16 protein-coding genes and 1 pseudogene are annotated in these 18463 nt (G+C 69.7%); 10 read left to right on the top strand and 7 right to left on the bottom strand.

Annotated elements, in window-relative coordinates; translation table 11 throughout:
• Positions 1-30 precede the first annotated feature (30 nt).
• Together ACRWK8_RS09515 and ACRWK8_RS09510 are read right to left on the bottom strand one after the other, a co-directional pair.
• Entirely contained in the window at positions 31-573 is a 543-nt protein-coding gene (locus ACRWK8_RS09515; protein WP_378736299.1) for a hypothetical protein, read from the bottom strand.
• A gap of 209 nt (positions 574-782) precedes the next feature.
• Positions 783-2258, bottom strand: a complete 1476-nt coding sequence (locus ACRWK8_RS09510; RefSeq protein ID WP_378736301.1) for an amino acid permease — start codon at positions 2256-2258, stop codon at positions 783-785.
• Positions 2259-2504: 246 nt separating this feature from the next.
• Here ACRWK8_RS09510 and ACRWK8_RS09505 point away from each other — a divergent pair, with 246 nt between their 5' ends.
• The 3 genes and pseudogenes from ACRWK8_RS09505 (at position 2505) to ACRWK8_RS09495 (ending at position 5307) form a co-directional block, all read left to right on the top strand.
• Positions 2505-3758, top strand: coding sequence for a sensor histidine kinase (locus ACRWK8_RS09505; protein WP_431869651.1), 1254 nt, complete (start codon positions 2505-2507; stop codon positions 3756-3758).
• Positions 3755-4399 (top strand): annotated as a pseudogene (locus tag ACRWK8_RS09500) (response regulator); the annotation flags it as partial. The gene ACRWK8_RS09505 and the pseudogene ACRWK8_RS09500, both read left to right, overlap by 4 nt.
• A 113-nt stretch (positions 4400-4512) precedes the next feature.
• Complete coding sequence (locus ACRWK8_RS09495) at positions 4513-5307, top strand: class I SAM-dependent methyltransferase (RefSeq protein WP_378736307.1); 795 nt, start codon at positions 4513-4515, stop codon at positions 5305-5307.
• Positions 5308-5382: 75 nt separating this feature from the next.
• Here the strand turns inward: ACRWK8_RS09495 and ACRWK8_RS09490 are convergent, their stop codons facing one another.
• From ACRWK8_RS09490 to ACRWK8_RS09480, 3 genes are read right to left on the bottom strand one after another with little or no spacing between them, the layout of a single operon-like run.
• Entirely contained in the window at positions 5383-6174 is a 792-nt protein-coding gene (locus tag ACRWK8_RS09490; protein ID WP_378736309.1) for an alpha/beta fold hydrolase, read from the bottom strand.
• A gap of 8 nt (positions 6175-6182) precedes the next feature.
• The gene (locus ACRWK8_RS09485) at positions 6183-7034 is read right to left on the bottom strand and encodes an exodeoxyribonuclease III (RefSeq protein ID WP_431869648.1); all 852 of its coding nucleotides are present in this window, start codon (positions 7032-7034) and stop codon (positions 6183-6185) included.
• Between the two features lie 9 nt (positions 7035-7043).
• On the bottom strand, positions 7044-8042 hold the full coding sequence (locus ACRWK8_RS09480) for a tyrosine-type recombinase/integrase (RefSeq protein WP_378736924.1): 999 nt from the start codon (positions 8040-8042) through the stop codon (positions 7044-7046).
• 104 nt (positions 8043-8146) lie between these two features.
• Between ACRWK8_RS09480 and ACRWK8_RS09475 the strand changes: the two genes are divergently transcribed.
• The gene (locus ACRWK8_RS09475) at positions 8147-8962 is read left to right on the top strand and encodes an SDR family oxidoreductase (protein WP_431869646.1); all 816 of its coding nucleotides are present in this window, start codon (positions 8147-8149) and stop codon (positions 8960-8962) included.
• Between the two features lie 347 nt (positions 8963-9309).
• On the opposite strand, the gene ACRWK8_RS09470 is transcribed toward ACRWK8_RS09475, so the two are convergent.
• On the bottom strand, positions 9310-9789 hold the full coding sequence (locus ACRWK8_RS09470) for a hypothetical protein (RefSeq protein WP_431869644.1): 480 nt from the start codon (positions 9787-9789) through the stop codon (positions 9310-9312).
• A 1608-nt stretch (positions 9790-11397) separates the two neighbouring features.
• A complete protein-coding gene (locus tag ACRWK8_RS09465; RefSeq protein ID WP_431869642.1) occupies positions 11398-12309 on the bottom strand; it encodes a hypothetical protein in 912 nt (303 codons plus the stop codon).
• Positions 12310-12609: 300 nt separating this feature from the next.
• Here ACRWK8_RS09465 and ACRWK8_RS09460 point away from each other — a divergent pair, with 300 nt between their 5' ends.
• The 6 genes from ACRWK8_RS09460 to ACRWK8_RS09435 all read left to right on the top strand — a co-directional run bounded on the left by ACRWK8_RS09460 (position 12610) and on the right by ACRWK8_RS09435 (position 18237).
• Positions 12610-13137: a hypothetical protein gene (locus tag ACRWK8_RS09460; RefSeq protein ID WP_431869640.1), complete on the top strand. Its 528-nt coding sequence runs from the start codon at positions 12610-12612 to the stop codon at positions 13135-13137.
• A 313-nt stretch (positions 13138-13450) separates the two neighbouring features.
• Complete coding sequence (urtA, locus tag ACRWK8_RS09455; protein WP_378736322.1) at positions 13451-14671, top strand: urea ABC transporter substrate-binding protein; 1221 nt, start codon at positions 13451-13453, stop codon at positions 14669-14671.
• A gap of 59 nt (positions 14672-14730) precedes the next feature.
• On the top strand, positions 14731-15621 hold the full coding sequence (urtB, locus tag ACRWK8_RS09450; protein ID WP_378736324.1) for an urea ABC transporter permease subunit UrtB: 891 nt from the start codon (positions 14731-14733) through the stop codon (positions 15619-15621).
• Entirely contained in the window at positions 15618-16787 is a 1170-nt protein-coding gene (gene urtC, locus ACRWK8_RS09445) for an urea ABC transporter permease subunit UrtC (RefSeq protein ID WP_378736326.1), read from the top strand. The genes urtB and urtC overlap by 4 nt, the downstream gene beginning before the upstream one ends.
• A complete protein-coding gene (urtD, locus tag ACRWK8_RS09440; RefSeq protein WP_378736328.1) occupies positions 16784-17530 on the top strand; it encodes an urea ABC transporter ATP-binding protein UrtD in 747 nt (248 codons plus the stop codon). Before urtC ends, urtD begins: the two co-directional genes overlap by 4 nt.
• The gene (locus ACRWK8_RS09435) at positions 17527-18237 is read left to right on the top strand and encodes an ATP-binding cassette domain-containing protein (RefSeq protein WP_378736330.1); all 711 of its coding nucleotides are present in this window, start codon (positions 17527-17529) and stop codon (positions 18235-18237) included. Before urtD ends, ACRWK8_RS09435 begins: the two co-directional genes overlap by 4 nt.
• Positions 18238-18463: the final 226 nt, after the last annotated feature.

Raw genomic sequence — 18463 nt, 5'->3', positions numbered from 1 at the left:
CCCCACCGTGTTCAGGGGCGGCCGCGGCCCTCAGGCGTCCTCCAGACGGTGTCGGGGCTCGTGGTGGGCCGGGACCGGCTCGGAGCGGGTCGCGCTGGAGCGAGGCCGACCGTCTCCCTCGCCCTCGTCGTAGAGGCCCTCGAAGTACTCCTCCTTGGTGGGACCGTCCTCGTCGTCGCGGACCCAGCGGGCGCCGACGAACACCGGAGCCGCCAACACCAGCGCCAGGGGCACGAACACACCCAGGGGCAGCAGCGTCAGGGCGCCCTCCACACCGGGAAGGACCGGCAGCCGCTCCAGCAGGTGCATGCGCACCAGGGCGGCGGCGGTCGCGCCGCCCAGGACCAGGGCGGCGGAGAAGGGCAGCATCGGGGTCAGGCGCGGTGGAACCGCGACCAGGGCCACCAGCAGGCCCACGCCCACCAGTCCGGCCAGCGCCACGGGGCCGGTGCCCTGCAGCGCGCTGGCCTGCACCGCGTTCAGGCCCCGCAGGTGAGCGAACGCCCATCCAGTCACCAGAAGTAGGACCGGGCCCAACAACAGGCCCGACAGGAAGCCGACGAAATGTCGCACGGGGGTGCTCCTCTCAGGGGTTGCGCAGCACCATAGCGACAAAAACGGAGTTCGGCACCATAACCACAAAATGGGGCATCCCGGACATCGGATCGTCACCTGCCCGTTCCCCACCCCTCGACCCGCCCCCACACCCCCGGAACGCGCCGTGGCGCCGCCCCCCACACGGGGGACGACGCCACGGCGACCCGCCAGGAAACCGGTCCCGATCACCGGCCGGGGGAGTGACCCTCATCCTCGGCCGCCGCGTCCCCGTCACCGGACCCCTCCCGGCCCTCGGACCCGCCCGCGGCCGCCACCGCGCCGGTTCCGGCCACCCGGTCCAACTCCTCGGGCGTCGCACGCCCGTCCACCCCCAGCACCCGGCGGCTCGGCGGGGAGGCACCGAACACGCGGCGCGCCTCGTAGGCCAACACCGCCACCACCACGGCCGCGACCGTCGCCCACAACGCCTGACGGTGTTCGGGCAGGGTCGCCATGGCCACGAAGATCGCCACCAACCCCAGCAACGTCACCCACGTCAGGTAGGGGAAACCCCACATCCGCAACGTGATCCGCTCGGGCGCGTTGCGCCGCACCCGCGCCCCCACCACCAGCTGCGAAGCACAGATGGTCAGGAACAGCACCAACAGGATCGCACCGATGGAAGCCACCAGGAACGCGAACACCTGACCGGGGAACAGGTAGTCCGCGACCACCGCCGCGTACCCCACCACGGTGCCCAACAGGATCGCCCGCACCGGCACACCACGACGGCTCGTCCCCCGCAGCACCCTGGGTGCGTCCCCCTGACGGGTCAGCATGAACAACATCCGCGAGGACGTGTACATGGCGGCGTTGAGGACGCTCAGCACCGCGATCAGCACCACGATCTCCATGATCAGCGCCGCACCGGGGATACCCACCGTCTCCATGACCACCACGAAGGGGCTACGGTCCAGATCCGTGGAGTTCCACGGCACGACCATCACCACCACCAGGATCGAGGCCACGTAGAACAGGCCGATACGCCACAGCACGTTCGTGATGGCCGAGGCCACACCCCGCTCCGGCTCCGCGCTCTCACCCGCCGCGATCGTGATGATCTCCACGCCACCGAAGGCGAACAGCACCACCACCGTCGCACCGAGCACCGCCACCCAACCGTTGGGCGCGAACCCGCCCAGGTCCCACAGGTGCGCGAAGGTCGCCCCTTCCGCGCCACTCCACAGCCCCAGCGCGTACAAACCTCCCACCAGTAGGAACGCCACGATCGTCGCGACCTTGACCAGCGAGAACAGGGACTCGGTCTCGGCGAAGACCCGCACCGAGATCAGGTTCGCCACCGTCATCGTCAACAGCACGACCAAGGCCAGCGCCCAGGGAGCCACGCCCTCGACCCACTGGCTCAGGATCGCCGCCCCCGCCACCGACTCCGCCGCCACCAGGACCGCGTACATCCACCAGTACAGCCACCCGATGGCGAACCCCGCCCGGGGACCGAACGCCAACCGGGCGTAGTCGGAGAACGACCCCCCGGCCGGCACCGACACGACCATCTCACCCAACGCCCGCAGGGTCAGGAACACCAGGGCCCCGGCCAGCGCGTAGGACACCACCGCCGCCGGACCCGCGGTCTGGATCACCGCACCGGAGCCGATGAACAGCCCCGCACCCACCGACCCGCCGATCGCGATCAGTGTCATGTGTCGGCGGCGCAGCGAATGCGCCAGCCCCGACCCGTCGTCCGTATGTGTCGCCTCCGGGGGCGACGTCTCACTGCCTGTCACGGCCCCACCCTAGGACGCAAGCTCGAGCACCTTCCCCACTGACCCCGCCAAACAACCCATGAACCAACAAAAGTGAGGCAGGCCACCCCCACACCCCCCGCCCCAACGCACTCCCACCCCAGAGGGAAGCGCCCGCCCACCCCGACGTGCCACCATCCACCCATGCGCCACCTCACCACCACCCTGACCCGGGCACTGCACCCCCTGGTCAGCGCCCGCACCCACCAACGCTGGGCCTACCTCGTCATCGGCGGCGCACTCCTGACGCCCTACCTCATGGCCTCCCTCGTCCTGAGCACCCTCATCACACGCACCAACACACCCACACCCGCCACCCTCCCCCTCACCCTCCTCATCGGCACCGCCCTCATCACCGCCACCGCACTCCTGCCCGCCACCCGCACCGGCCAACTCCACCTCGCCCGCGCCCTGCTCACCCCACTGCCACACACCCCCACCACCAGCCGCTGGCGCACCACCCTCTGGCTCCACCTGCACCTCATCGTCGGCATGGCCGCCAGCCTGGCCACCATGACCCTGCTCACCGAAGCCGCCCTCCTGGCCGCCGCACCCCTGAACCCCGCACCCCACCCCATCTCCCAAGGCCCCCTCACCCTCTACGGACAAGGCCACCTCACCCACCCCGCCTGGGGACCCCTCCTCGCCCTGGCCTGGGTCCTGGCCCTGATCTACGCCCTCGCCCTCACCGGCCACCTCCTCGCCAGAGCCGCACCCCACCTGCTCGGCCCCACCCCCACCGACCGCCTGCACGCCGCCCACGCCCACGCCCACCGCCTCGCCGAACGCAACCGCCTGGCCCGCGAACTCCACGACTCCCTCGGCCACGCCCTGTCCGTGGTCACCCTCCAAGCCGCCACCGCCGCCCGTCTCCTGGACACCAACCCCGACTTCGCCCGCCAGGCCCTCACCCACATCGCGGACACCGCCCGCACCGCCACCGCCGACCTCGACCACGCCCTCGGCCTCCTGCGCGAGAACACCACCACCCCCCGCACACCCCCACCCGACCTGGGCGACCTCACCCACCTCACCCAGGCCACCCACCACACCGGCACCGACCTGACCTGCCACATCAGCGGCGACACCACCCACGTCCCCGCCCTGCTCTCCCGCGAGACCTACCGCATCGCCCAGGAAGCCCTCACCAACGCCCTACGCCACGCACCCCACCAACCCCTCACCCTCACCCTGGACACCACCCCCGGCGCACTCACCCTCACCATCACCAACCCCCTGCCACCCACCACCCCACGCCTGCCCCGCCGCCGCAACTCCGGCCACGGCCTCCAGGGCATGCGCGAACGCGCCCACCTCATCGGCGGCACCCTCACCGCCGCACCCACCACCACCCACTTCCACCTCACCCTCCACCTGAACTGGAAACAGCACCCGTGATCACCATCAACCTCGTCGACGACGAACCCCTCATCCGCGCCGGCCTGGCCGCCCTCATCAACGCCGAACCCGACATGGAGGTCACCGGCCAGGCCGCAGACGGCGCCGACGTCCCCGACCTCGTCCGCCGCACCCGCCCCGACCTCGTCCTCATGGACGTGCGCATGCCCGGCCTCGACGGCATCCAGGCCACCCACACCCTCCAACGCACCCCCCACCCGCCCCGCGTCATCGTCGTCACCACCTTCGACAACGACGACCACGTGTGGGGAGCCCTGCGCGCCGGAGCCCACGGCTTCCTCCTCAAACGCACCCCACCCGAGGAGATCCTCGCCGCCGTCCGCCTCGCCCACCGAGGCGACACCCTGCTCTTCCCCACCGCCCTACGCGCCCTGGCCGCCACCCAACCCGCCCACCCCACACCCGCCGCCCGCGCCGTGGCCACCCTCACCCAACGCGAAGCCCAGACCCTCACCCTCATCGCCCAGGGACTCACCAACGCGGAGATCGCCACCCACCTCCACCTGGGAATCCAGACCGTGAAAACCCACGTATCCAACACCCTGACCAAACTCGGCGTCCGCGACCGCACCCAGGCCGTCATCGCCGCCTACGACTCCGGCCTCATCCGACCCGGCACCCGCCCCCGAAACCCACGACACACCCACGAAACCACTAACACTCAGCAACAACACTGTTACTTTCGGCAATCAAAGGCGGCCCAACACGACCCACACCCCGGGGGAGCACACCCATGTCCACCGCGCCAGCCATCGACCTCGACCTCATCACCACCCTCTACACCACCCACCGCGACGACCTTGCCCGCGTCCGCGACCAACAACGCCAGCACTACGCCTCAGCCGAACCCGCCATGACCCCCCAACTCGACGACCTCGAAGCCGAGATCACCTACCTCCTCCTGCGCCACCACCGCCCCGCCAACGTCGTCGAGATCGGCACCTACTACGGCTGGTCCACCTCCTGGATCCTCTCCGCCCTCCGCGACAACGGCACCGGCCACCTCCACTCCTTCGACATCGTCGACCACGCCACCGCCCACGTCCCCACCACACTCGCCGACGACCGCTGGACCTTCACCAAAGGCGACGTCCGCGCCAAGATCACCCACATCCCCTCCAGCACCGACTACCTCTTCATCGACGCCGCCCACAACGGATGGTTCGCCCGCTGGTACATCCACCACCTCCTGCCCACCCTGCCCCCACACATCCCCGTCAGCGTCCACGACGTCTTCCACCAGCGCTACGCACTGCCCTTCACCGAAGGCGCCGTCGTCCTCAAATGGCTCGCCAACAACACCACCGACTACTTCACCGCCTCCGCCGCCCGCGCACCCCACCACCACCAGGCCCTCAACGACCTCAAGACCGAACTCGGCCTCGACACCCCCGTCCGCGACTCACCCCACAACCCCATGATCTTCTTCCGCCTGCCCGAACGCCCCCGCCCCGGCCAGGCCATCCCCAGCCCACCCCGCCCCCGCGCCCACAACGACGACCCCACCCATGACCCCACCCACAGCTGAACACCACCCCACCCACCACACGCGAGGGGGCGGCGGGCCACCACGGCCCACCGCCCCCTCACACACCACCAGCCCTCAGGCCCCGTCCGCCTCCAACTCCGACGGCGGCGCGTCCACCACACCCTCACGCGCACCCGAGTCCACCCCGGCCCGCGCCTCACGCACCCCCACCACGTCAGCGGCATCCGACACCATCCGCGAGAAGATCACCGGCTGATCCAGACTCACCATGTGCCCCGCACGCGGAACGTTCACCAACCGCCCCTCCGCGCACGCGTCGAAGAACGCCTTCTCATGAATCCGGAAATGGTCCCGCGCCCCGTTCACCAACCACACCGGACCCTGATACGCCGACAACGCCGACAACGCGTCGATCTTCGCCAACTCGTCGATCACCGCCGTAGCCGACTCCACCGCCAGACCACCGTCCACCACCGCGTCAGCCGCACCATCACGCAACGTCAACCGATGGAACCGCTCGTTGACCGCCGCACCCTTGTCCGGCAACCGCTCCATCAACACCGCCGGAATCCGGTACACCTGAGCCAACGACTGATCCGGCTGCGCCGTACAACTCGCCGCCACCAACCCCGCGATCCGCCCCGGCGCCGCCCCCGCCGCCGCGATCGACACCATCCCACCCATGCTCAACCCCACCAACAGGGCCCGACCACCCACCGAGTCGATGGCCTCCAACAACGTGTCCACCGCACGCCCCACCGAGAAGTCCTCACCCCGACGAGACCCGTGAGCCGGAAGATCCGGCGCCACCACCGTGCGCCCCTGCGCCTGCAGGAACTCCACCTGCGGCCGCCACATACTCGACGACGAACGCAAACCGTGCGCCAACACGATCGGAACACCCATCACCGCACCTACTTCCCGGCCCCGTAGGACACCGTCACCGGAGCATGGTCCGACCACCGCTCCTCACGGCTGGGATAACGCTCCACCCGCCCCGACAGTGCCCGAGCGGCCAACCCCGGCGTCGCCACCTGATAGTCGATCCGCCACCCCGTGTCGTTGTCGAAGGCACGACCACGGTAGGACCACCACGAGTACGGGCCCTCCTGATCCGGATACAGCCCACGCACCACGTCCACGTACCCCGCCTCATCGAACACCCGCGACATCCACGCGCGCTCCTCCGGCAGGAAACCCGAGTTCCTCCGGTTCCCCCGCCAGTTCTTCAGGTCCGCCTCAGTGTGCGCGATGTTCCAGTCACCACACACCACCAACCCACGCCCCTGCTCCTCCACCCGCGCACGCCGCTCCACCAGAAACGGCAGGAACGCCGCCATGAAACGCTCCTTCTCCTCCTGACGCGGCGTGTCCACCTCACCCGAGGGCAGATACAGGCTGGCCACACTCACCGCACCGAAGTCCGCCTCCACATAACGACCCGACTCCGCGAACTCCTCCACCCCGAAACCGACCCGCACCGCGTCCGGCTCCACACGCGAGTAGATCGCCACCCCCGCACGCCCCTTCGCCAGGGCCGGACACAACACCACATGCCACCCCTGCGGCGCCACCACCCCCTCCGGAAGCTGATCAGCCTCCGCCCGGGTCTCCTGCAAACACACCACGTCCGCCTCCGTGGCCGACAACCACGACCCGAACCCCGGATCCTTCTTCGCGGCCGCCCGCAACCCGTTGACGTTGACGCTGGACACAACAAAACTCGACTGGTTCACGCCCCACAGCGTAGCCACCCCCACCCCCACACCGGCCCCTCAACCCGCGTCACCCACCTCCTCCCGCGCCAACCGCCGCAACACCCCATACGTCCGGTTCGACCCCGCCGCCTCACGCTGCGCCCGCGCCGTCACCTCGATGTAGGCCTGCGACGACGTCACCGACGAATGCCCCAACAAATGCATGATCTCCGTGACCGACGCGCCATCCTCCGCCAACCGCGTCGCGAACGTGTGCCGCAACGCGTGCACCAACGTCCCCCGCGCCACCCGATCATTCACCCCCGCGTGCCGATAACACTGCCGCACCAGATACTGCAACCCACCCCGACGCAACCCCTCACCCCGGTTGTCCACCAACAACGGATCAGCCCCCCGCACCGCGGCACCGAACCGCACCCGACGCGACTCCAGATACGCCTCCAACAACGCCTCCAACGGAACCTCGATGGGCAACACACGCTCACCACCACCCTTGCCCACCACCCGGATCCGCCGCTCACCCGGCCGCCCACCCAACGACTCCACCCGCAACGACAACATCTCCGCCGACCGCATCCCCGTCAGCAACGCCAACGCCAACACGGCCAGATCCCGCTCCGGCCACGGATCACGCGCACGCCGCGCCCCCCGCGCCAGCGCCTCCAACAACCGCTCCGGGGTGTCCTCACCCATCAACGGCTTGGGCCCCGAAGGCCGCACCCGAGGCCGGGGGACCGCCGACATCGGATTCCCCGCCACCACCCGCTCCGACACCCAGAACGCGAAGAACCCGTTCCACGTCGACCACGCCCGCAACACACTGGAGGCCGCCCGCTCCTCAGCGAAGTCCGCGAACGCCTCCCGCAGCACCCCCGCCTCCAACTCACCCAACCCGACCCCACCCGGATCACGCCCCAACGCCCGCCCCACACACCCCAGCACCCCCACCAGGTCACGCCGGTAGGCCGCCACCGTGTGCGGCGAGGGCTTCGCGGCCCGCCGCGCCACCAGATACCGCTCGATCGCCCGCTCCACCGACACCGCGTCACCACTCATGCCCCCAGCATTCCCGATCCCGACCCCCACCGCGCCCCCAGACCCGCCCCGGAACCGAAGCCCACCACCCACCGGGGGAGCGGAGGCCGCAGTACCGTACGCCCATGACCCTCCTCATCGTCGGCGCCACCGGCCACCTGGGCTCCCAACTCCTCACCCAGGCCACCCGCACCGGCCGCACCGTCACCGCCACCCACCACCGACGCACACCCACCCACCACCCCCACATCCACTGGACACCCCTGGACCTGCGCTCCCCACACCAGGTCCACACCCTCATCACCACCCTCCGACCCACCGCCATCATCAACGCCGCCTCCCGACCCCACGACTGGCCCACCACCGCCCAGGGCCCCGGCCACCTCGCACGAGCCGCCGCCACCACCGGCGCCCACCTCGTCCACGTCTCCAGCGACGCCGTCTTCTCCGGCCACGCCCCCAGCTACGACGAGACCGCCCACCCCGACCCCCTCACCCCCTACGGAGCGGCCAAGGCCGCGGCCGAAACCGTCGTCACCGCCCTGCACCCGACCACCGCCATCGCCCGCACCTCCCTGATCCTCGGCGACGACTCACCCCACGAACACCGCGTCCGCGACCTCGCCAACGGCACCACCACGGGCGCCCTGTTCACCGACGACCTCCGCTGCCCCGTCCACGTCCACGACCTCGCCGCCGCCCTGCTGGAACTGACCGACCCCGCCCACACCGGCATCCACCACCTGGCCGGACCCCACGCCCTGAGCCGCCACGAACTGGGAGTCCTCATCGCCCGCCACCGGGGACTGCCCACCACCCTGCCGCGCACACGCCGCGCCGAGGTGGGACCGCCCGGGCCGCTCGAGATCCGCCTGGACTCCACCCGCACCCAACGACGACTCACCACCACACTGCGCGGCGCCCGCGACTTCCTCACCTGACCGGCGCCGGAACCTCCAGGACCAGCACCGGCGCCACGTACGGGCACCGGCGCCACGTACGAGCCGCACGCGTGTCCGACCGACGGCGCCGTGCGGGGCCGGTGGGTGGGGGGGAGAGCGGGGGAGGACCGGCGGACGGACGTCGTCGCACCGGGACGCTCCAGCCACGCAGGGGGTGTCTGCGGACGCCCCCAGGGAGACGGGGGAGGACGACCACTGTTGACGGTTACGGAGTCGTCAGTGGGTCAGTTCCACGACTGTCCTCCGTCGCCGTCAGCTCCCCCCAGCTCTCCGGGATCGAGCGCGAACTCAGGGGGCCTCACACGGCCCGCACCGCGCATCGCCGGTCACTGAACGTGGTCCCGAGAGGTCGGTGCGTGGAGGTGAGCTGGGAGCAGAAGCTCCGCGCGTTCCAGGGCTAGTCGGGAGGAGGTGACCAGGTCCTCTGACGAGTCGTCGCGAACTCGGAGGTCGAGCGCGACCACGAAGGCCTCGACGGCCCGGGGGTAGTCCCGACCGACGAAGTGGACCTTTCCCAGGTGCTGCCACAGGACGGCTTCGCGCGCGGTGCCTCGGGCCAGGTCGATCAGCTCGCGGTACTCGGAGGAGGCCCAGGCGATCCGGCCCAGGTCACGACGGACGTCGGCGAGCAGGGCACGGTGTCGGATGGTCGGCTCGCACGCGGTCAGCTCCACCGCTAGGGGTTCGGCCTCCTCGGGTTGGCCGCCCCAGAGCTTCTCCAGGACCGCCAGCGCCCGGTCGTGCTCGTGGGCACTGCGGAACTCTCGCGGATCCTCGATCACCGGCAGCAGGGTGAGGGCATCCATGTACCAGCCTGGCCCGCCCGGTATCCGCCTCTCGCTCGTTCGAGTGCGGGCATGCGGGTGACGGGAGGTCATGCACGGCAGGCTATCGGGGGTACTGGTGTTCACGAGATGGCGGCGTTGTTGCACCACCTACGGACTACTTGCCTGTACACGGCCGACTCCTGGGGGTGTGGGAGAACCACCACGCCAGCTGGTGTGTACGTACGTACAACCCGATGCGCGGTCCGTGCCGGGGTACGAGCGGCGACGCCGGGGGAGCGAGGCCCCATGAGCCACATCTGACCTGCGAAAACTCCGACTGGCACTCCTGGCTCCGGAAGGCGGGAGGCCCGGGGCACGAACCAGGGGAGTGGCGGCGAATGTGTACGGGTGTTCAAAGAGTGACATCACAGCCCGGGGAACAGGTGTTCGATGGACAGGCTCGGCCCCGCAGAGGAGGGCGATGCCCACCAGGGGACGAGCGGAGAAGACGACACTGAGCGCTCCGCAAGCCATCTCGGTCATGTGTCGTCAAACAACCACAAAAGGATGCATAACACCGTTTATGCATGAAACATGGAGAGGTCGCCACCCGGAAGGGGTTCCGGGCCGGAACCCACCCGCCATGGACAACCGCAGGCCAACGGGTTAACCGTGAGCACCTCTGGCCACGCGGAGGAACCCTGGCCGGACATGGACAGGAGAGCGCCCCGGGTGACACATGCGGGCCCCAGGGCCACGAAGGCGGATCCGGACGGATTCGACGGAGCACGAAAAAGACCGCTGACCTGGGGAGTTCGCCAGTCATCCCAGGCCAGGAGCGAACTCTCCGGAGGAAGCATCGAGGACGCCGAGGAGGGCGACGTCGTCCACAGGCACAGGTCGGGGGTTGCCAGAGAGGGCCCCTGAGGGGCACGCTCGATTTCGGGGGTTCCAGGCTCCGCCAGCGAACGCCCACAGCGCCCCCGAATCGACGCTAACCCGGGAACGCCCACGCCCACCAGTGCGCACCCAGCTCCCTGTGGACAACACGTCCCGCCCGGGTCGCGCACGGCGGCCCCAGCGCCGAACGCCCCTCACGGCCTCCGCGCCCGGGCCCACAACGTCTCGCGGCCCGGGTCGGGCCGCCCTCGGCGAGGATTCCCAGCGACCGGCCAGGCCCCGGGCAGCACATCCGGGGCCCCACAACCCGCCCAGAGCACGAGAACCCCTTCCCCACAGGCATTCCCACACCGCCGATAATGCACATTATGTCAAGTAGAGCGTGGAGAGGTCTCCCCGCGACCACCAACACCCCCGGTGAGGCCCAAGAAACGGAAAAACCCCATCGGGCGGCCCCACCCCGTCCAACACCCCTTGCCGCCCACGCCACCATGCCCCTCCACGGGCCCGACGCCACCCGCTTCCCATCCGAACACCACGCTCACGCACCGTCACCCCAGCTGTACACGAGGACCCCACCCACACCGCACCTCGACCACGCACAGCCACCCCGCAGAGCCCATCACCGAGCACACCCAGCACCTCACGCCGCGTTCGCACCCAGCCGACCGTCACCTGAGCCCTCGGCACCACCGGACCCGCACTCCCCCGCGCCAACACACCGACCGCGCCCATCGACGAGACGCCTCACAGCGCCTGCCTCACCAACGCCTGCGCGTCCTCGCCCTCCACGCCCCGCACCCGCTCCCCCAGATCCACCATGTCCAACTCCGGAAACTCCATCGTCGGAGTCCCGTCCTTCTCCGTCGGCACATCCGTCGACAGGACCGCCAGAATCCCCTCCTCAACCTCCACCCACGCGCTCATCGAAGGCAGCGGAGCCTCCGAACCGTCATCGACCATCACCGCGCCCCGCCGCTCACACCGATCCGACTCCGCACCGTCCGCACAGCCCACCCATTCCGGAACCCCTGGCTCCCCCTGCTCCACCACGACCGTGAACACCGTCAACCGGAACCCCCGCTCCCACACCACACTCCGTGAGGGCTCATAGACGACCTCCGCCCGAATGTCATCCTCCGCGGACCTCACCGACACCGAACCCGGCTTCCACCCCGACGCCTCCAAAGCCGCGATCGGATGGCTCAACGCGGCCACCTCCCGCCCGAGCTCCCGGTTCTCCCGTACGTCCTCGACACGCTCCTGCCCCCAGGACACCCCCACCACCACGGAACACAACCCCAGCACCACACCCACGGCGATCACCGCCCGCGCAGGCCCGGGCCGCGACGACCACACCACGGCCGCGCCCGCCAACGCCAACACCAGACACCCCGACACCAACCCCACCAGGGAGAACCACTCGATCCGCAGGTACCCCACCCACAGCACGCCGAGCACCGCCGCACACACCACCAGCGGAAGCTCCCACGGCCGCACTGACCCCTGACGTGACATCCACACCCCGAACCCGTACACCGACCCCATCGACAACACGAGACCGATCAGGAACACCAACGCCGTCAAACCGTCGTCGCTGTCACCGAACGCACCCAGCAGCACCGTGAACGGCACCACCACCGACAACATCGGGGTCAACCACAGCACCCACCCCAAACCCACCAACCGAGGCGCGCCCCCACCGGGCACCGCCTCCCCACCCACCGCACCGGGGTCAACGGGCGACGGATCCGGTGCGGTGCCCTGGTTCCCGGGGTCGGTACTCAACAGCGGTTCTCCTCACGGCTGGGGGACGTCACTGGGTCCGATGCCCCACCCCGCCCCCAGGTTCACGGACCACTCACCCGCCCCCGAGCACCCGCCCTACACTCGAAGACGCACCGAGAACCCCCGTGCCCCACCAGCCCCCGGGGGCACCACCACGAACTACGGCAGGCCATGGACGACAGCCACCACCCCTCACCCGGTCACCGGTACCTCGCCGCACTGTCGCTGCGCCGCACCCTCACGGCCGCGCGCTCCCTCACCCACGACCCCACCAACGCCCCCCGAGGCCTGCCGCTCCCCCTGCTCGTGCTGGGCATCGCCATCGCCCTGGCCGCCACGACCACCACCCTGTGGCCCCTGGCCCCCTGGCTGCCCTGGTGGGCCCTGATACTCACCGCGCCCCTGGCCGCCGCCCCGGCCTTCCTCGCCGGCACCATCGCCATGACCCCCTTCCTGATCTCCACCACCCGAGCGGCCCGGGGAACCCCCACCGGCCACGACTGGGCTCCCCCCACCGCCCTCACCTTCCTGGCCTGCGTCATCCCACTCCTGTCGCCCCTGCCGCCGTGGAGCAACACCCTCACCCTGTGGGCCCTGCTCACCACCGCCGCACTCGTGAGCACCTACCAGGCCCTCCCGGCCCTGGGCCGCGACATCGACCTCGAACGCGCCCGCGCCGACTGGGACACCCAGGACTGAACTCCCCCACAGATCACCCGCCACCCCGCCCCCAGGCACCGCGAGCCTCCCAGGTGGCCTCCCCGAACCCACCCGGAGACGACACGACGTCCGGACGCACGGCCACCCCGATGAGCACAGCGCGTCCGCGCCCGGCCTCCGACCGCCGCCACCACCCGTCGCCCACCCACCGACGCGTACCGAACAGAAGGGGATTTAACCCACCCCCTGCCGCCGACTTGTACACGTAACGGTCGGGCAAGCCCAGCGAAACCCCCCGACACCAGCCTCCTAGGTGCACCCCTCGAACAGCCCCCGAACCTAGGAGGTGGGCATGGCCCGCTCCCGCCCGAGCAACTGGCCCAAGACCCTCACCGCCGCACTGGCCCTGACACTGGCCGCCACCGCCTGCGGCAACCAACCCGCCGGGGTCGACGAGGACACCGTCACCGTCGGCATGCTCCACTCCCTGTCCGGCACCATGGCCATCAGCGAAGTGACCGTCCGCGACTCCGTCCAGCTCGCCATCGACGAGATCAACGCCGAGGGCGGCGTCCTGGGACGCCAGATCGAGCCCGTCCTCGAGGACGGCGCCTCCGACGAGGCCACCTTCACCGAACGCGCCCAGAAACTCCTCCAGTCCGACGACGCCGTAGCGGTCTTCGGCGGCTGGACCTCGGCCTCACGCAAGGCCATGCTGCCGGTCTTCGAACGCAACAACGGCCTGCTGTTCTACCCCGTGCAGTACGAGGGGCTGGAGGCCAGCGACAACATCGTCTACACCGGCGCCACCACCAACCAACAGATCATCCCCGCCCTGGACTACCTACGCGAACAGGGCCACACCAGCCTCTACCTGGTCGGCTCCGACTACGTCTTCCCACGCACCGCCAACCAGATCATCACCGCCTACGCCCAAGCCCACGACATGCAGATCACCGCCGAGGAGTACACACCCCTGGGCCACACCGAGTACTCCACCATCACCAACGACATCGCCCGCACCACACCCGACGCCGTCTTCAACACCCTCAACGGCGACTCCAACGTCAGCTTCTTCCAACAACTGCGCTCAGCCGGAGTGACAGCCCAGGACGTCCCCGTACTCAGCGTCAGCGTGGCCGAGGAAGAGGTCGAGGGCGTCGGCACCGACAACATCGCCGGCCACCTGACAGCCTGGAACTACTACCAGACCGTCGACAACGACGCCAACACCGGTTTCGTCGAGGCCTTCACCGACACCTACGGCGCCGACCGAGTCACCTCCGACCCCATGCAGTCGGCCTACAACGGCGTCTACCTGTGGAAGGCCGCGGTCGAGGCCGCCGACAGCTTCGAGGTCGACCAGGTGCGCGCCGCCCTGGACGGGATCAGCATCGACGCCCCCGAAGGCCCCATCACCGTGGACGGCCAGACCCAACACGTGGTCAAGACCGCCCGGATCGGCCAGGTCAACGACGAGGGCCTGATCGACGAGATCTGGACCTCACCCGAGCCCATCACCCCCGACCCCTACCTCGAGGGCTACGACTGGGCCGAGAACCTCACCGGCTGACCCTCCCCGCGACACGGCCCCCACCCACCGGGTCCCCTTCCGCACAGAAAGGAGCAGCGATGGACGCCCTCATCAACCAACTCCCCACCGGCCTGGCCATCGGCGCCGTCCTCCTCCTGGCCGCACTCGGCCTCAACTTCACCTTCGGCCAGATGGGCGTCATCAACATGGCCCACGGCGAACTCATCATGATCGGCGCCTACACCGCCTACGTACTGCACGCCTGGATCGGTCTCAACCCCGCCTACTCACTCCTGATCGCCCTGCCCGTCGCCTTCACCATCACCGGCACCCTGGGCTGGCTCCTCGAACTCAGCGTCATCCGCCACTTCTACGGCCGCCCCCTGGACACCCTGCTCCTGACCTTCGGCATCGGCATGATCCTCCAACAAGGCGCCCGCGACACCTTCGGCGCACCCAACGTCGACGTGCCCGCACCAGCCTGGCTCACCGGAGGCATCACCCTGACCGGCGGCATCCGCATCCACTACTCCCGCCTGTTCATCCTCGCCCTGGCCATCGCCTGCGTCATCGCCATCGCCTACCACCTCAACCGCTCCCGCCACGGACGACAGATGCGCGCCGTCATCCACAACCGCGACCTCGCCGCCATCAGCGGCATCAACACCCGAAAAGTCGACGCCACCACCTTCTTCATCGGCTCCGGCCTGGCCGGTATCGCCGGGGTGGCCCTGACCCTGATCGGCCCCACCGGACCCACCCTGGGCACCAACTACATCGTCGACGCCTTCCTGGTCGTCGTCGTGGGCGGACTGGGCCAACTACGCGGCACCGTCCTGGCCGCCTTCACCCTGGGCATCCTCAACGCCACCGTCGAAGCCTGGGCCGACGCCTCCCTGGCCAAACTCATCGTCTTCGCCGCCATCATCGCCTTCCTCCAGGCCCGCCCCCAGGGACTGTTCACCGTCAAGACCCGGGCACTCACATGACCCACACCCCCACCACAGCGGCCAAGACCACACCCGGTGCACTCACCCGGATCCGCGGATTCGCCCTCTTCCTGGGCCTGCTCGCCGCCGCCCTGCTCCTCCTCCCCCAAATCCTGGAACCCTTCCGCCTCAATCTGCTCGCCCAGTACCTGTGCTACGCCATCGTCGCCCTGGGCATCGCCCTGGCCTGGGGCCGCGGCGGCATGCTCACCCTGGGACACGGCGTCTACTTCGGGCTGGGCGCCTACGCCATGGCCATGCACCTGACCCTGGCCCGCACCGAAGCCGACCCCCTCAACCCCGGCGCCCTCCCCCAGTTCATGGTCTGGTCCGGACTCACCGAACTCCCCTGGTTCTGGCAACCCCTCACCAACCCCGCCGTGGCCGTCATCGCCGCCATCACCGTCCCCGGAGCCCTGGCCGCCCTCCTGGGCTGGTCCGTCTTCCGCCAACGCGTGCGCGGCGCCTACTTCGCCATCCTCAACCAGGCCCTGGCCGCCGCCTTCGTCATCCTCCTCATCGGCCAACAACACCTGACCGGCGGCTCCAACGGACTCACCGACTTCCCCGTCTTCGCCGGACACAGCCTCTACACCCCCACCGCGCAGACCACCCTCTACACCGTGGTCGTCCTGACCCTGGCCGGCATCTACCTGCTCTTCCGCCACATCACCCACAGCCGCTACGGACAACTCCTCATCGCCATCCGCGACGGCGAGGACCGCGTCCGCTACCTGGGCTACGACCCCACCTGGGCCAAGACCTTCGCCTACGCCCTCTCCGCCATGGCCGCAGGCATCGGCGGGGCGCTCTTCGTCCCCGTCATGGGCATCATCTCCCCCTCCCTCATCGGCGTCATCCCCTCGATCATGATGGTCCTGGCCGTAGCCATCGGCGGCCGCTACTCCCTGGCCGGAGCCGCCCTGGGCGCCGTCCTCATCAACGCCGCCCAGACCACCTTCTCCGAGAACTTCGCCGGAGGCTGGACCTACCTCCAAGGCGCCCTGTTCGTCATCGTCATCGCCCTGGCCCCCCAAGGCCTGGCAGGACTCACCCAACAGATCAGCGACGCCCTGCACACCCGCCGCAAACACCCGCCCGAACACACCCGCGACCACGCAGCCCCCACCCCGACCCAGGAGCACACCACCGGGAGCACCCCATGAGCCTGCTACAGATCAACGACCTCACCGTCACCTTCGGCGACTTCACCGCCCTGGACCACATCAACCTCACCCTGGCCGAAGGGGAACTGCGCTTCCTCATCGGCCCCAACGGAGCCGGAAAAACCACCCTGGTCGACTCCATCACCGGCCGCACCCGCCCCACCTCAGGCACCCTCACCTTCAACGGCCAACGCCTCAACGGCGCACCCGAACACCGCATCGTACGCGCCGGCATCGGACGCACCTTCCAGACCAGCGTCGTCTTCGGCGAACTCACCGTCGCCGACAACATCGACCTCGCCGCCTCCCACCGCCTGCGGCCCTGGCAACTCCTCCGCAGACGCCCCACCCTGACCGAACCCCTCACCCACATCCTGAACCGCGTCGGCCTGCACGAACACACCCACACCAAGGCCGCCACCCTCTCCCACGGCCAACGCCAATGGCTGGAGATCGCCATGCTCCTGGCCCAGGAACCCCGCCTGCTCCTGCTCGACGAACCCGTGGCCGGAATGAACGCCGAAGAACGCACCCGCACCGGCGACCTGCTCACCGAGATCGCCACCGACCACACCATCCTCGTCATCGAACACGACATGGACTTCCTACGCCGCTACGCCCGCGAAGTCACCGTCCTGCACGAAGGACGGGTCCTGACCCACGGCGACCTCCACACCGTGCAGAACGACCCCCGCGTCCAAGAGGTCTACCTGGGCCGTACCCCCCAGGAGGCCACCCCATGAACACCCCCACACCCCACCTGAGCGTGCGGGGCCTGTCCGCCGGCTACGGCCGCGCCCGCGTCCTCTTCGACATCGACCTCACCATCGAACCCGGCACCATCGCCTGCGTCATGGGCCGCAACGGCGTCGGCAAAACCACCCTGCTCAACACCATCACCGGACTCATCACCCCCACCACCGGCACCATCACCCACAACGGCACCGACATCACCCACCTCGCCCCCCACCACCGCACCCGCCGCGGCATCGCCTACGCACCCCAGGGCCACGACACCTTCGCACCCCTGACCGTCGCCGAGAACCTCCACGTCACCCACCAGGCCACCCGCCGCGGCGGCCCCGAACTCATCGACGCCGCCCTGGCACGCTTCCCCCGACTACAACCCCTCCTCCACCGCAAGGCCGCACTCCTCTCCGGAGGCCAAGCCCAACAACTCGCCATCGCCCGCGCCCTGGTCACCAACCCCACCCTGCTCGTCCTGGACGAGCCCACCGAAGGCATCCAACCCAACATCGTCGCCGAGATCGAAGCCGCCATCACCGACACCGCCGCCCAGGGCATCACCATCCTGCTCGTGGAGCAGTACCTGGACGTGGCCCTGCGCCTGGCCGACACCGTCACCGTCATCGACGCCGGACGCATCATCCACACCGGCCCGCGCACCGAACTCACCCACGAGAGCGCCCACGCCCTGATGGCCATCTGAGCGCAGGGGGACACGGTGGGCACCACCCCAGGACCGCCCCCGCACCCACCGCACCCGGGTCACAACCCCCACCACAACCACACGCGTCCATGGACCGATCATGCCCCCACCCCGCACGGCCCAGGAAGGGGGCGCACACCCGCGAACCATCCACCACCAGACCAACACCGAAACGGCCGGAGGGCACCGGCGAGCTCCCCACCCACGCCAACGACCACACAGGAAA

The organism is Nocardiopsis eucommiae (assembly GCF_965344335.1).
Lineage (GTDB): Bacteria > Actinomycetota > Actinomycetes > Streptosporangiales > Streptosporangiaceae > Nocardiopsis > Nocardiopsis eucommiae.
Note: the sequence above shows the minus strand (reverse complement) of the source record. Positions and strands in the feature narration are given on the sequence as shown.